The organism is Amphritea sp. HPY (assembly GCF_050870985.1).
Taxonomy (GTDB): Bacteria; Pseudomonadota; Gammaproteobacteria; order Pseudomonadales; family Balneatricaceae; genus Amphritea.
The window spans coordinates 3,066,785-3,080,498 of record NZ_CP194015.1; the positions used below are offsets into that span (position 1 = coordinate 3,066,785).

Consider the following 13,714-nt stretch of genomic DNA (forward strand, 5'->3'; position numbering starts at 1 on the left):
TTGATTTCAATTTTTAGACCTTCATAAAAATCGCCACAAATATGTTCAAAAGCTATAAATAGTATTCAGAACTTTTGACTAACCAACAATTCAATAGCGAGCTAAGAAAGAAATATTATTTTTAATTTTTTTTACCAACTGGTCAACACCACTTTATAACCAACAAATCCGATTAAATACTTACAGTTAAGTCTTTTGTTACCTATAACCCAAAAAAAACCCAGTAATAATTTACTGGGCGAAGAAAGGGCCTTCGTTATGCATACGAAGGCTAGAGCAGAGCGGTATAAAGATTATGCTACAGCTTCGAGTTCATCAATGCGGCACGATATATCATAAGACAGATATTTATCAGGAAGGTTTTTATACTGTGGATATATGGCAAGACGCTCTTCGAGCCGAAATCCACATTCAGAGGTTTTAAATTCCAGCGACTTAATCTTAGGCCATGCCCGCTCAGGATTAATATGATCAATCGTCAGAGGCGAGACACCGCCCCAGTCATTAATCCCTGAGTATAGATAATCTTTGTAGTATTCCTGCAGATTAGGCGGCGCCTGTATGCTGATAGTCGGATCAAGAATCAGCCGGGCAACAGCCAGGGTTTTCAGCATATCTTCATGCTCAGGCTCTGGCGCATCAGCCATGGCAGTGCCAGGCTTAGCCTTAAAGTTCTGAATAATAACTTCCTGAATATGACCGTATTTCAGGTGCATCTCATTAATTGCGATCAGACTATCAACCCGTTCCTGCCAGGTCTCGCCGATACCGATCAAAATACCGGTAGTGAACGGTACGTTGTGCTTTCCTGTCAGCTCCAGCGTGCGCAAACGCTGTAGGGGGACTTTATCCGGGCAAGCATAATGCGCCTGTCCTTTCCCCATTAGCCGGCGGCTGACATTCTCCAGCATCATGCCCATGCTGGCGGACACCGGCCGGAGTTTAATGACGTCCTGTTCAGACAGGGTTCCCGCATTAACATGGGGCAGCATGCCGGTCTTCTCGATGACCATCCGGCACATATCATAGACATAATCGATAATGGTACTGTAGCCCCGTTCGGCCAGAAACTTTCTGGCTTCAGGGTAGGTCTTTTCCGGTTTTTCTCCTAAGCTGAAAAGTACCTCCTTACAGCCAAGCTTCTCCCCCTTGTAGACAACCTCCATCACTTCTTCCGGCGTCATTATATTCGCTTCGGAAGAGCCCGGTGGTTTTACAAAAGTGCAATAACCGCAGGTATCACGACACATATTCGTCAGAGGTACAAAGACCTTTTTTGAATAGGTAGCGACATCCCCCCAGTGGAGGTCCCGCAGGGCGGAAGCCTGATTTCGAACTACCTGAATCTGGTCGCTATCAGCATTTTCAAGATTATAAGCTTGCTCAACAGAGATCATCGTTAAGCCTCCCAAGTTCTTTTTATTTTAATAATCAAAGGTATTTCTGCTGCTATTTCACAACAATGAATACCAATATAGATTATTTTTACCACTTGGTCAAATTATTGAGTTTCAATGAATTACTTCAATAAAATCAAACAGCTAGCTTAACAACAAGCTGAGTTCTGTTCTTAGCTTGAAGCTTTTTCAAGATATCCGACACATGACGCTTAACCGTACACTCCTGTATGCCCATTTCGAAGGCGATCTCTTTATTCATAAGTCCTTCTTTCAGATAGCTAAGCACTACACCCTGCTTATCCGTCAGATAATCAAGCCTGGGGCTTTTAAACTGATACCCCTTCCTCAACTCTTTCTGAGGTCTTTCTGAAGCCGGGTAATAATCAGTTTTTGCCCGATAAGATTCAGCACTACAATGCGATCCATTCTTGCGTAGCAGAAGATCAAAAATCCGCTGCTCAATCTCTGCTACCGCATCTGTACTTTTAACCACACCGATTACGTCAAAGAATCTGATCTTTAAATCCAGATCCGGTGTTAACTCTTCGCATAAAACCATAATCGGATCTGATGTTTTATAAAGAAAAGAAGATATCAGTCCGTTGCGACCAACTGAAAGTAAGCTCGACTGAACAATAATCAGATCAAATTCAGAACTATTCCGGGTTGCTTTGATAAATTCATCTTCTGTTCCGGCCTCAAAGAAAACTATTGAATAGTCTCTTGTTGCCAGAATACTTTTCACCCCCTCTCTTACCAGTGGGTTTGAATTGGCTAAAAGAATTTTTTTCAGTCGCATAACATAAGCCTTTCTTATTATTGTTTGAATAAAGGCAACCCCTCCTTTATCCGGGAAGGGTTACGAGGGAGCTAACTAAAGCCCCGTCAGGGCTAGCTCCTGCTGCAATTACAACTATGATCTGAAAGGAACAAAATCAGCTGGGAAATGAGAAAGACACGCCTTCCCGAATACCGCTGGAAGGCCAGCGCTGAGTGATCGTTTTACGCTTAGTGTAGAAGCGAACTGAATCAGGACCGTAAGCGTGCAGATCACCGAACAGGGAGCGCTTCCAACCGCCAAAGCTGTGGTAGGAAACAGGTACCGGCAGCGGTACGTTGATACCCACCATGCCAACCTGAATATTATCGGAGAAGTAACGAGCGGCTTCGCCGTCACGGGTAAAGATACAGGTACCGTTACCGTATTCGTGATCATTGATCAGCTGCATCGCTTCATCCATGCTATTAACACGGACAACCTGCAATACCGGGCCAAAGATCTCTTCCTGGTAGCTCTGCATATCGGCAGTCACGCCATCAATCAACGTCGCACCAACGAAGAAACCACCTTCATAGCCGGCAACTTGCGGGTTACGACCATCAACAACAATCGAAGCTCCGTCTTTCTCAGCGCTGTCGATATAGCCATTTACCTTCTGCTGGTGTGCCTTTGTAATTACCGGACCGAAGTCATTATCGCTGTTGCTGTAAGCACCCACTTTCAGGGGTTCCATTGCAGCACGCATTTTTGCCACCAGGCTGTCTGCCGCTTCATCACCTACAGCTACGGCTACAGACAGGGCCATGCAGCGCTCACCGGAGGAACCGAAAGCAGCACCTAACAGCTGGTTGACTGCGTTATCCATATCCGCATCCGGCATCACGATAGCGTGGTTCTTAGCGCCACCCAGCGCCTGGCAACGCTTACCGTTGGCATTGGCAGTGCTGTAAATGTATTCCGCTATAGGTGTAGAGCCAACGAAACTTACCGCTTGAATCCGATCATCGGTCAGCAGTACATCAACCGCTTCCTTATCACCATTTACCACATTGATAACACCGTCTGGCAGACCTGCTTCCTGCAGCAACTGCGCCATAAACATTGTCGAGCTTGGATTACGCTCAGAAGGCTTCAGAACAAAAGTATTACCGCAGACGATAGCCATCGGGTACATCCACAGCGGCACCATCGCCGGGAAGTTAAACGGCGTAATACCTGCTACTACCCCCAGCGGCTGGAACTCGCTCCAGGAATCAATATTAGGGCCAACATTACGGCTGTGCTCGCCTTTAAGCAGCTCAGGCGCACCGCAGGCGTATTCTACGTTCTCGATGCCACGCTGCAGCTCGCCCGCCGCATCGTGGGCGATCTTGCCGTGTTCTTCGCCAATCATTGCAACGATCTTATCGGCATTGACTTCCAGCAGCCGCTTGAAGCGATACATCACCTGGGCACGCTTTGCCGGTGGCGTGTTTCGCCATGCAGGGAAGGCTTTTTCAGCCGCAGCTATAGCTTCCTCAACAGTCTCAACACTCGCCAGTGCAACCTGCTTGCTTACTTCACCGGTGGATGGGTTAAATACATCCTGTGAACGAGCCGCATCCGTGCGCAGTTCACCATTAATCAGATGGCCAATTGTATTCATTATTTACCTCGACGATATTAATCTTAATGTTTCTAAGCAGTGTTATATCCGGCCTCGCGACTGGTTCAGTCCAGTTCCAGAATTGACTCACCGACCGCATTAATTACGTTATCGATCTCTTCCCGTTCGGTTATGAAAGGCAGACCCAACTGGATGGTGTCGCCACCGTAGCGAACATAGAAACCTTTCTCCCAACACTTCATCGCGATCTGATAAGGCCGCAGCGCAGGCTCCCCTGGCGCTGATTCAATGGTGATACCGCCGGCAAAACCATAGTTACGGATATCAGAGATATACTTAGTACCCTTCAGACTATGAATCGCCTGCTCGAAGATCGGGCTCATCTCTTTCACCCGTGGAATCAGCTTTTCACTTTCCAGAACATCCAGAGATGCCAGCGCCGCAGCACAGGCCACCGGATGACCGGAATAGGTGTAGCCGTGTGGAATCTCCATCATGTATTCAGGGCCGCCGTTATCCATGAAGGTCTGGTAGATGTCAGATTTAGCGATCACAGCCCCCATAGGTACCGCCCCATTGGTCAACTGCTTGGCGACGTTGATCATATCCGGTACAACACCAAATTCTTCGGCGCCGGTGTAGGAACCCATGCGACCGAAACCGGTGATAACCTCATCAAAAATCAGCAGGATGTCATGCTGATCACATATCTCACGCAGACGTTGCAGGTAGCCTTCAGGTGGCGGAATAACACCGGCAGAACCGGCCATCGGCTCAACAATCACTGCGGCAATGTTTGACGCATCATGCAGGGCGATCAGTTCCAGCAGTTCATCAGCCTTCTCAACACCGTTCTCAGGCATACCCTGGCTAAACAGATTCTCTTTCAACAACGTATGAGGCAGGTGATCCGCATCGACACCCAGGCCATATAAAGTCCGGTTTGCACCGATACCACCGACACTGAAGCCACCAAAGTTAACGCCGTGGTAGCCCTTCGAACGCCCGATCAGCTTGGTTTTTGTCGGCTGCCCTTTCTTACGCCAATAGGCACGGGCCATTTTGAGGGATGTATCAGCGCTTTCCGATCCGGAACCGGTAAAGAATACATAATCCAGCCCTTCCGGGGTCAGCTCTTTAATACGGTTTGCCAGTTCAAATGCCTTTGGATGGCCATACTGAAAGGCTGGTGCATAATCCAGTTGGTTCAACTGGCGCGCCACAGCTTCAGCAATCTCCGGGCGGCAATGCCCGGCACCACTGGTCCACAAGCCTGAGAGACCATCAAAAACTTTGCGACCACTAGTATCGGTAAGATAGGCGCCTTTTGCCTCCACGAACATGCGTGGATCATTCTTAAACTGTCGGTTTGCCGTATAAGGCATCCAGTAAGCTTCCAGCTGCTCACGGGTCATACCTGCTGCATTGCGAGTATCAAATTCAGACATATCGTTTACCTCATGCCAGAGAAACAAGACCAGTTGTTCAGGTGAGCAACAGGCTTCAAGAACACACATATTCACCCCGGATTCACGATAGTTAAATTTCAAAGATGTTACTTTCAGTAAACCAAATACTTACCATTTGGTAAAATTTAGTCTAATGTATGAACAATCAACAACGGCCAGTGAGTGCTCGACAGAGGTGTCTATGACTAAAACAAATACAATGGGACATATAGCCGGAGCCGATATCCGGATGCTGAGAATATTTAAAACCATCGTCACTTGTGGTGGGTTTTCTGCAGCTGAATCCGAGTTGAATATCAGCCGGGCCGCCATCAGTATGGCGATGTCTGACCTTGAACAGCGCCTCTCCCTGAAGCTGTGCAACAGGGGCCGTAGTGGATTCTCGCTAACCGACGAAGGTGAACAGGTATATCAGGCAATCCTGCAGCTACTGTCGTCACATCAGGAGTTTCAATTAAGGATCAATAGTATCCATTCTGAACTGAAGGGTGACCTGGATATCGGGATCACCGATTGCCTTGTCACTATGCCCCAGATGCAGATAACCGATTCAATAAAAACATTAAAGGGCAAAGCACCCGAGGTTAATGTCAACATCGAAATGGTCCCCGCCATGGATGTGATCAAAGGCATCCTGGATGGTCGCTTGCATACCGGCGTTGCACCGGTAACCAGCAAAAACCCGAATCTGAAATACATTCACCTTTATAACGAACAGTCGAATCTCTATTGCAGCTCTGACCATCCACTGTTCAGCTATACCGATGAAGAACTCGAACCAGAACTGCTATTCAAATGCGATGCGGTGTTCCCTTCTTACCAGCAATCATCTGATATACGCAGTCACTTCAATCAATTTAAAAAAACTGCCCAGGCATCAGACCGCGAAGGTATCGCTTTCCTGATTTTAACCGGTAGTTACATCGGTTATCTGCCGACCCACTTTGCCCGTAAATGGGCAGACGAAGGCATTATGAAAGCGATCTCTCCGGCGCAATATAACTTTTTAACACCGTACGCCGCGATAACCCGAAAAGACCTTGCCCCGAACCTGATCCTGTCATGTTTTCTGGAAGGGCTACAGGATCTAATTGAACCGGCTTAATACCGTATCTAATACCATGTAAATAACATGAAACTTATGCATGTGCTGTGCATATAATCCGGTTTTAATTTCTCAAACCATAAATAAACACTTACCAATCAACAAGATAATTAACCATTACGTTAATTTTACCAACTGGACAAAAATAGTTGCCAGAGAAAATCATAAAGTCTATATTTACCACACGGTAAAAATTAATATCCGTGAAACACTCTTAATTAAACCAATAAAGTTCACAACCAACTTTAGATAATAAAAATAAGAGGAAATCTAATGAAGAACGCATCATCAGGCTCTTCATCCGCTATAAAAGTGGGTGAGTTTTATGAGCTACAGACAGGTTCTGATGTCTCAAGCAGTAATCACTATAACGACGATATAGCACCCACACAGGTCAAAGAACGCACCTGGAACACCTGGAACGTAGCTGCGTTATGGGTTGGTATGGCTATTTGTGTACCGACTTATACTCTTGGCGGGGTTTTAACCTCATACTTTGGATTATCAGTGACGGAAGCGTTGATGGCTATTCTTATAGCAAACATCATCGTGCTAATTCCACTGACATTGAATGCTTTCCCGGGCACTAAATACGGCATCCCTTTCCCTGTATTATTACGATCTTCATTTGGTGTATTTGGCTCCAACATCCCCTGCTTAATCCGGGCTCTGGTAGCCTGCGGCTGGTTTGGTATTCAAACCATGTTCGGTGGCCTGGCTATCCATATTTTACTCTCAAATATAATGCCGGGCTGGGAATCCCTCGGCGGTACCGGTGAAGTTATTGGCTTCTTTACCTTCCTGGTGCTGAACCTCTATATCGTAATCAAAGGCGCAGAATCTATTAAGATTCTGGAAACCCTTGCAGCTCCCCTGCTCTTAGCGGTCGGTATCGGCCTGATGATGTGGGCAAGCCCTAAAATTTCTTATGAAGCACTACTGGCTATTCCTGCAAATCGCCCCGAAGAGGCCTCTCTCTGGGGATACTTTTTTGCCGGTGTGACAGCAATGGTTGGCTTCTGGGCGACCCTTTCCCTGAATATTCCAGACTTCAGTCGCTATGTTCGTTCCCAGAAAGATCAGATCGTCGGCCAGGTTATAGGCCTGCCACTGACAATGTTCTTCTTTGCTGCTCTGGGCGTTGTCCTGACAGCTGCATCGACAACTCTGGTAGGTGAAACAATCTCTGATCCTGTCACCCTGATCGGCAAAATCGATAATCCTTTCTGGGTAGTTATCGCGATGGCGATCATCATCATTGCCACGTTATCAACCAACACCGCTGCAAACATCGTATCACCGACTAACGACTTCCAGAATGTAGCACCAAAGAAGATCAACCAGACCCGAGGTGTACTGTTAACAGGCCTGATCGGTGTTTTATTGATGAGCTGGGAGCTGCTGAAGAAGCTGGGCTGGATCGAATCAGATGTCAGTGTAGAAGCGATGTACAGCGGCTGGTTATTAGGCTATTCATCCATACTGGGCCCTATCGCCGGTATTATGATCGTTGATTACTTTGTCGTTAAGCGCCAGAAGCTTAGCCTTCCGGATCTGTATCTGACCGATGGTTGCTATAGCGGTTTCAACACTAACGGTATGATCGCTTTTGCTATTCCAGTGGCACTAACCTTGTACTCTCTGCTTAGCGGTAATCTGAACTGGTTCTATCAGTACGGCTGGTTTACCGGCTCCATCCTTGGTGGCCTGATCTACTGGTTCTGCGCTAAAAGCCGGACTGCTGATGTTCCGAACCTTGCGGTTCAAAGCGACTAATCGCCCTAAGCCCCTGCTCTGATGCAGGGGCTTCGCTTCCCTATTTCCTCTGCTTGCCCGAAAAATCAGATTCACTAACACCTGCTAATACCGGAAAAGCTTTTCTTAAGGAGTCATGACTATGTCCATTGTTATCCGAAACGGTAATATCGTAAACGCCGATCAGACTTTTGCTGCTGATATCTATTGTGAAGATGGCAAAATAGTCGCCATCGGTCCTGATCTTGATGTCCCTGCAAACGCCGAAGTGGTGGATGCATCTGGTCAGTACGTAATGCCCGGCGGTATCGATCCGCATACCCATATGCAGCTACCATTTATGGGTACCGTTGCCTCAGATGATTTCTTCACAGGTACCGCTGCTGGCCTGGCGGGTGGTAACACAACAATTATCGATTTCGTAATCCCCGCACCGCAGGAATCACTGCTGGAAGCCTATGAAAAGTGGCGCGGCTGGGCCGAAAAATCTGCATCCGATTACAGCTTCCATGTTGCCGTAACCTGGTGGGACGAATCGGTTCACGCCGATATGGAAACCCTGGTTAAAGAATATGGTGTAAACAGTTTCAAGCACTTTATGGCATATAAAAATGCCATCATGGCCGACGATGAAACCCTGGTAAAAAGTTTCCGCCGCTGTATGGAGCTGGGCGCTATTCCAACAGTACATGCAGAGAACGGAGAACTGGTTTTCCAACTGCAACAGGAACTGCTCAGTAAAGGCATTACCGGCCCTGAAGGCCATCCCTTGTCACGTCCGCCAGTGGTGGAAGGTGAAGCTGCCAACCGGGCTATTCAGATCGCCCAGGTCATGGACGTGCCTATTTATATTGTCCATGTATCCTGCAAAGAATCACTCGATGCGATAACCCGGGCCCGTAATGAAGGTCAGCGGGTGTATGGTGAATGTCTTGCCGGGCACCTGGTTATCGATGACAGCGTCTACCGTAATGAAAGCTTTGAATTTTCAGCAGCCCACGTTATGAGCCCGCCATTCCGTTCGAAAGAACATCAAAATGCCCTATGGAAAGGACTCCAGGGCGGCAACCTTCATACCACAGCTACCGATCACTGCGCTTTCTGTGCTGATCAGAAAGCTGCCGGCAAAGATAATTTCACGCAAATTCCAAATGGTACCGCCGGCGTTGAAGATCGCATGGCCGTGCTGTGGGATGAAGGTGTTAATACCGGTAGGCTGACCATGAACGAATTTGTGGCTGCAACTTCAACCAATGCGGCTAAGATCTTTAATATCTACCCACAGAAAGGTTCCGTTTCCATTGGCGCAGATGCCGACCTGGTGGTCTGGGATCCGCAAGGCAAACGCACCATCTCAGCTAAAACCCACCACCAGAACGTCGATTTCAATATCTTTGAAGGTAAAACAGTAACTGGTATTCCATCCCATACCATCAGCCGGGGCAAAGTTGTCTGGGCCAATGGCCAGTTGAATGTGGAACAGGGCGCTGGCCAGTATATTAACCGCCCCGCTTTTAATCCGGTATTCGATGCCCTGAATAAACAGGCAGAGCTGAACGCACCCAAGCCGGTTAAAAGAAGCTAACCGCTTTAAAAAAATCTGACATAAGGGGCCATAGGCCCCTTTTTTATTTGAGGTAAGCTGACATGGTTATGATAAGTATTTGCATCGTTTTGCTTGCCGGGGCGATGCTTCCCCTGCAGGCGGGTATCAATTCACACCTGGCCCGCTTCAGCGGCAGCACCCTCTGGGCTTCGGCTATCTCGTTTATGATTGGCTGCATGTTACTGATCGCTGTAAATTTAGCGCTCAGAACAACCACACCCAGCATTCTTCAACTTAAAGAGGCGCCTGTATGGGCCTGGGCTGGCGGTCTTCTGGGGGCATTTTTTGTTACTGCTATGGCTATTTTTGCCCCGAAACTGGGGGCATCGACACTGATCGCTCTGGTGATTGCAGGGCAACTACTGACAGCGGTTGCTCTGGACCACTTCGGGCTGGCAGGCTACGAGGCTTCCGAGACAAGCCTGACCCGCATAGCCGGTATCGGACTGGTCGGTTTAGGCGCGTTTTTAACCCACCGTTTCTGAGCTGAACCAGGGGCTGGTTTAAGCCTCCTCTCCTTTCTTAATATAATGATCTGCGCCCGCCCAGAGGGCGCAAACTACACACTCTCGCTGATACCCCCTCTACAGAATCAGACACTAGCCTGATAGCAGTATCCGGCACCTTCTTTCACAGGGTCAGACCCACATCTATTATGCTGATCGGGACAAGCTGACGCTCTGAAAGCGCTGTTACCAGTTTTCTATGCAACGATGAAACACCCGTTGAACAGCTGACGACAGACTTTTGCAGTAGCTATACATCATCTAGCCGACTGCAGATGCAGATGCAGATGCAGATGCAGATGTAGATGTAGATGTAGATGTAGAAACAGAAACAGAAACAGAAGTAGAAGTAGAAGTAGAAGTAGAAGTAGAAGTAGAAGTAGAAGTAGATATTACAAAACCAGGTAAGCTGTCTGAAACATAGTGAGGTAGGTATAAAAAAGCCCGGCCTGCCATAATGGCAACCGGGCTTTAACAAACGAACAGGTCAGGCTGCTTCGTGCAGCGCTGCAGTCAGGTCCATGATGGCCTGTTTACCATCACCGAACAGCATTACCGCATTGTCCTTAGCAAACAGAGGATTTGGCAGACCAGCAAAGCCGGGACTCAGGCTGCGTTTTACAATAACAACGTTCTGCGCCTGATCAACATTAAGAATCGGCATACCATAGATAGGGCAACCTTTGTCTTCCCTGGCCATAGGGTTTGTTACGTCGTTAGCACCGATAACGATAGCCACATCTGTTTTACTGAAATTAGGATTTGATTGCTCCATGGTTTTCATTGAGTCGTAATCAACCTCAGCCTCAGCCAGCAAAACATTCATATGCCCGGGCATACGACCAGCGACAGGGTGAATAGCAAATTCAACTGTGACTCCCCGGCTTTCAAGGGTATCCGCCAATTCACGTACCGCATGTTGCGCTTGCGCCATTGCCAGGCCAAACCCCGGTACAATAACCACTCGCTCAGCACCTTCAAGCATCATGCTGACTTCATCCGCGTTGGAAGACTTGACCTTACCCTTATAAACCTCATCGGCATCTATGGTATCGGCACCCGCTTCTGCCATTTTGCCGAACAGGACGTTCAGTAAAGAACGATTCATCGCAACACACATAATCTGGGTCAGGATAATACCGGAAGCACCGACCAGAGCACCGGAGACAATCAGCACATTATTGCCCATGATAAAGCCCGCAGCCGCTGCAGCTATACCCGAGTATGAGTTAAGCAAGGCAATAACAACCGGCATATCTGCGCCACCGATCGGCATCACCAGAGTCACCCCCAGCACCAGAGCCAATCCGATCAACAGTGCAAAAGTAGTCACGTCTGCAGCACCTGTCACCAGAAAAAAGGAGGTTATAAGTGCGCCAACCAGCAGTGCCAGATTGACAAACTTCATACCACTGAAGCCGATAGCCTGGCCCGGTAATATCTCCTGCAATTTACCGAACGCCACGGCGCTGCCGGAGAAAGTAACGGTACCGATCAGCACCGCCAGCATAATAGAGCTATTGGCGATAATCAGTGTCGCGCCAGACAACCCTGAGCCCATAACGGTGAAATAACTGGCAGCAGCTACCCCCAGAGAGGCACCACCACCCAGACCATTAAGAATCGCAACCATCTGCGGCATAGAGGTCATCTGCACCCTGGTCGCCATGATTACCCCGATGGCTGCACCGATAAGTAAGCCGATGCCGACCAGTTCATAATTGATCACCTGCTTATCCAGCAGCGTAACAACTATTGCCACCAGCATACCGACGGCAGCCATTCTGTTACCCTTAACCGCCGTTTTCGGACGGGTCAGGCCTTTGATACCAAGCACAAACAGAAGCGCTGCAACCAGATAAAAGATATTGATAATCATACTGTTCATTACCGGCCCCTCCGCTTAAACATAATCAGCATTCTATTGGTTACCATAAAACCGGCCACGACATTAATCGTTGCAAACACAATAGCTATAAAGCCCAGCACCTGAACTACAAGACCTGCCTCACTATCAGCTCCGGTGGCGATAATTGCACCGACAATAGTGATACCTGAAATAGCATTACTTCCCGACATGAGTGGCGTATGCAGGGTTGGCGGAACTTTAGTGATCAGCTCTACCCCCAGGAACACCGCCAGGGCAAACAGCGACAGTAAAATTACAAAGGATTCCATTACGCGACCTCCTCGATTAACGGTTGTTTCATCATCGGACTCAGGTTGAGTTTCTCTCTGATACGCTGATTAACAATTTCTGAGTCATGGGTAACCACCGCCTCTTCGATGATCTGATCGTTGAAATCAAGTCCGATAGCGCCCTGTTCATCAAGGATGAGTTTGAGGAAGTTTTCGATATTATTACCAAACATCTGGCTGGCGTGATGGGCTACGGTCGAAGCAATATTATCCGGTCCCATGATGGTGATGCCGTTTTCGGTTACGATCTGGTCATGCTGCGTCAGCTCGCAGTTGCCGCCGCGCTCCGATGCGAGATCAACAATAATTGATCCCGGCTTCATCTTTTTAACCATCTCAGCTGTGATCAGGACCGGGGATTTAGCACCGGGAATAGCTGCAGTGGTTATCACAATATCCTGTTCGGAAAGCACATCGCCCATCAGTTCACGCTGGCGGCGCAGAAAATCTTCACCCTGTTGCTTAGCATAGCCGCCCTGATCTTCAGTTGTTTCAGCCTCCAGCTCCAGCTCTACAGGCTTAGCGCCAACAGAGATAATCTGATCCCGCGCTGCCGGTCGGACATCATATGCTTCAACCACTGCTCCCATACGCTTGGCAGTTGCCGCAGCCTGTAACCCGGCAACACCAGCGCCCATGATGAAAACCCTGGCTGGGCTAAGGTTACCTGCCGCAGTCATCATCATTGGATAGATCCGTTCCGACGCACTGGCAGCGACAACCACTGCTTTATAACCCGCAATCGTAGCCATAGATGAAAGAACATCCATACTCTGCGCCCGGCTAATGCGTGGAATAAGTTCCATCGCAACAGTGGTGACGCCTTTATCAGCCATCAGAGCGAACTTATCCGCTTTGCCCAGCGGATCCATAAGGCCTATAAGTAGCTGACCTTGTTTGGCAAATGCTGCAGCTTGCTCAAAAGCGGCACCGGCTAAATTTACCTGCAGTACAATATCCGAGACCTGATAAATATATTCACAGCTTTCGGACAGTTCAGCGCCTGCGTCAACATAACTCTCATCGCTGAAACCCGCAGCGTTACCCGCTCCGCATTCCACAACAAAGCTAACGCCCCGGTTTGACAGATCCATGACATTTTGCGGGGTAAGCGCAACCCGGGCTTCATTAACCGGACTTTCCTTTGGGATACCTATTTTCATATTTATACTCCCCAAAACCGTTCCACTTTCATCAGGCAATAGAAGGCCTGTGCGCGTGAAAAACACGCACAGGCTTTGCTACTGATTGAATTACCTATCCGGGACCGGAATTAGTTTTTTTTAG

General features: G+C 48.2%; 11 protein-coding genes. 4 read left to right on the top strand and 7 right to left on the bottom strand.

Features of this window, described 5'->3' with window-relative positions:
• Positions 1 to 293: 293 nt before the first annotated feature.
• The 4 genes from cofG to ACQUQM_RS13620 all read right to left on the bottom strand — a co-directional run bounded on the left by cofG (position 294) and on the right by ACQUQM_RS13620 (position 5,235).
• Positions 294 to 1,397 (bottom strand): 7,8-didemethyl-8-hydroxy-5-deazariboflavin synthase CofG, encoded by a 1,104-nt coding sequence (cofG, locus tag ACQUQM_RS13605; protein WP_432470440.1) that lies wholly within the window; start codon positions 1,395 to 1,397, stop codon positions 294 to 296.
• A 136-nt stretch (positions 1,398 to 1,533) separates the two neighbouring features.
• Positions 1,534 to 2,199: a LuxR C-terminal-related transcriptional regulator gene (locus ACQUQM_RS13610; protein WP_432470441.1), complete on the bottom strand. Its 666-nt coding sequence runs from the start codon at positions 2,197 to 2,199 to the stop codon at positions 1,534 to 1,536.
• Positions 2,200 to 2,335: 136 nt separating this feature from the next.
• Positions 2,336 to 3,826, bottom strand: coding sequence for a CoA-acylating methylmalonate-semialdehyde dehydrogenase (locus tag ACQUQM_RS13615; RefSeq protein WP_432470442.1), 1,491 nt, complete (start codon positions 3,824 to 3,826; stop codon positions 2,336 to 2,338).
• Positions 3,827 to 3,891: 65 nt separating this feature from the next.
• Positions 3,892 to 5,235: an aspartate aminotransferase family protein gene (locus ACQUQM_RS13620; RefSeq protein WP_432470443.1), complete on the bottom strand. Its 1,344-nt coding sequence runs from the start codon at positions 5,233 to 5,235 to the stop codon at positions 3,892 to 3,894.
• A gap of 202 nt (positions 5,236 to 5,437) precedes the next feature.
• Between ACQUQM_RS13620 and ACQUQM_RS13625 the strand changes: the two genes are divergently transcribed.
• The 4 genes from ACQUQM_RS13625 (at position 5,438) to ACQUQM_RS13640 (ending at position 10,207) form a co-directional block, all read left to right on the top strand.
• Entirely contained in the window at positions 5,438 to 6,361 is a 924-nt protein-coding gene (locus tag ACQUQM_RS13625) for a LysR family transcriptional regulator (RefSeq protein ID WP_432470444.1), read from the top strand.
• A gap of 273 nt (positions 6,362 to 6,634) precedes the next feature.
• Positions 6,635 to 8,137 (top strand): NCS1 family nucleobase:cation symporter-1, encoded by a 1,503-nt coding sequence (locus ACQUQM_RS13630; protein WP_432470445.1) that lies wholly within the window; start codon positions 6,635 to 6,637, stop codon positions 8,135 to 8,137.
• Positions 8,138 to 8,258: 121 nt separating this feature from the next.
• A complete protein-coding gene (hydA, locus tag ACQUQM_RS13635) occupies positions 8,259 to 9,701 on the top strand; it encodes a dihydropyrimidinase (RefSeq protein WP_432470446.1) in 1,443 nt (480 codons plus the stop codon).
• A 62-nt stretch (positions 9,702 to 9,763) separates the two neighbouring features.
• Positions 9,764 to 10,207 carry a DMT family transporter gene (locus tag ACQUQM_RS13640; protein WP_432470447.1) on the top strand — a complete coding sequence of 148 codons (444 nt, stop codon included), beginning with the start codon at positions 9,764 to 9,766 and terminating at the stop codon, positions 10,205 to 10,207.
• 508 nt (positions 10,208 to 10,715) lie between these two features.
• Here ACQUQM_RS13640 and ACQUQM_RS13645 read toward each other — a convergent pair.
• From ACQUQM_RS13645 to ACQUQM_RS13655, 3 genes are read right to left on the bottom strand one after another with little or no spacing between them, the layout of a single operon-like run.
• A complete protein-coding gene (locus ACQUQM_RS13645; RefSeq protein ID WP_432470448.1) occupies positions 10,716 to 12,116 on the bottom strand; it encodes an NAD(P)(+) transhydrogenase (Re/Si-specific) subunit beta in 1,401 nt (466 codons plus the stop codon).
• Entirely contained in the window at positions 12,116 to 12,406 is a 291-nt protein-coding gene (locus ACQUQM_RS13650; protein ID WP_432470449.1) for an NAD(P) transhydrogenase subunit alpha, read from the bottom strand. The genes ACQUQM_RS13645 and ACQUQM_RS13650 overlap by 1 nt, the downstream gene beginning before the upstream one ends.
• The gene (locus ACQUQM_RS13655; RefSeq protein WP_432470450.1) at positions 12,406 to 13,590 is read right to left on the bottom strand and encodes a Re/Si-specific NAD(P)(+) transhydrogenase subunit alpha; all 1,185 of its coding nucleotides are present in this window, start codon (positions 13,588 to 13,590) and stop codon (positions 12,406 to 12,408) included. Before ACQUQM_RS13655 ends, ACQUQM_RS13650 begins: the two co-directional genes overlap by 1 nt.
• Positions 13,591 to 13,714 lie beyond the last annotated feature (124 nt).

What these genes read in the sequence shown, in the direction of transcription:
- ACQUQM_RS13610 (WP_432470441.1), bottom strand. Translation starts at nt 2,199, where the DNA reads ATGCGACTGAAAAAAATTCTTTTAGCCAATTCAAACCCACTGGTAAGA.
- hydA (WP_432470446.1), top strand. Translation starts at nt 8,259, where the DNA reads ATGTCCATTGTTATCCGAAACGGTAATATCGTAAACGCCGATCAGACT.
- ACQUQM_RS13625 (WP_432470444.1), top strand. Translation starts at nt 5,438, where the DNA reads ATGACTAAAACAAATACAATGGGACATATAGCCGGAGCCGATATCCGG.
- cofG (WP_432470440.1), bottom strand. Translation starts at nt 1,397, where the DNA reads ATGATCTCTGTTGAGCAAGCTTATAATCTTGAAAATGCTGATAGCGAC.
- ACQUQM_RS13640 (WP_432470447.1), top strand. Translation starts at nt 9,764, where the DNA reads ATGGTTATGATAAGTATTTGCATCGTTTTGCTTGCCGGGGCGATGCTT.
- ACQUQM_RS13620 (WP_432470443.1), bottom strand. Translation starts at nt 5,235, where the DNA reads ATGTCTGAATTTGATACTCGCAATGCAGCAGGTATGACCCGTGAGCAG.
- ACQUQM_RS13615 (WP_432470442.1), bottom strand. Translation starts at nt 3,826, where the DNA reads ATGAATACAATTGGCCATCTGATTAATGGTGAACTGCGCACGGATGCG.
- ACQUQM_RS13645 (WP_432470448.1), bottom strand. Translation starts at nt 12,116, where the DNA reads ATGAACAGTATGATTATCAATATCTTTTATCTGGTTGCAGCGCTTCTG.
- ACQUQM_RS13650 (WP_432470449.1), bottom strand. Translation starts at nt 12,406, where the DNA reads ATGGAATCCTTTGTAATTTTACTGTCGCTGTTTGCCCTGGCGGTGTTC.
- ACQUQM_RS13655 (WP_432470450.1), bottom strand. Translation starts at nt 13,590, where the DNA reads ATGAAAATAGGTATCCCAAAGGAAAGTCCGGTTAATGAAGCCCGGGTT.
- ACQUQM_RS13630 (WP_432470445.1), top strand. Translation starts at nt 6,635, where the DNA reads ATGAAGAACGCATCATCAGGCTCTTCATCCGCTATAAAAGTGGGTGAG.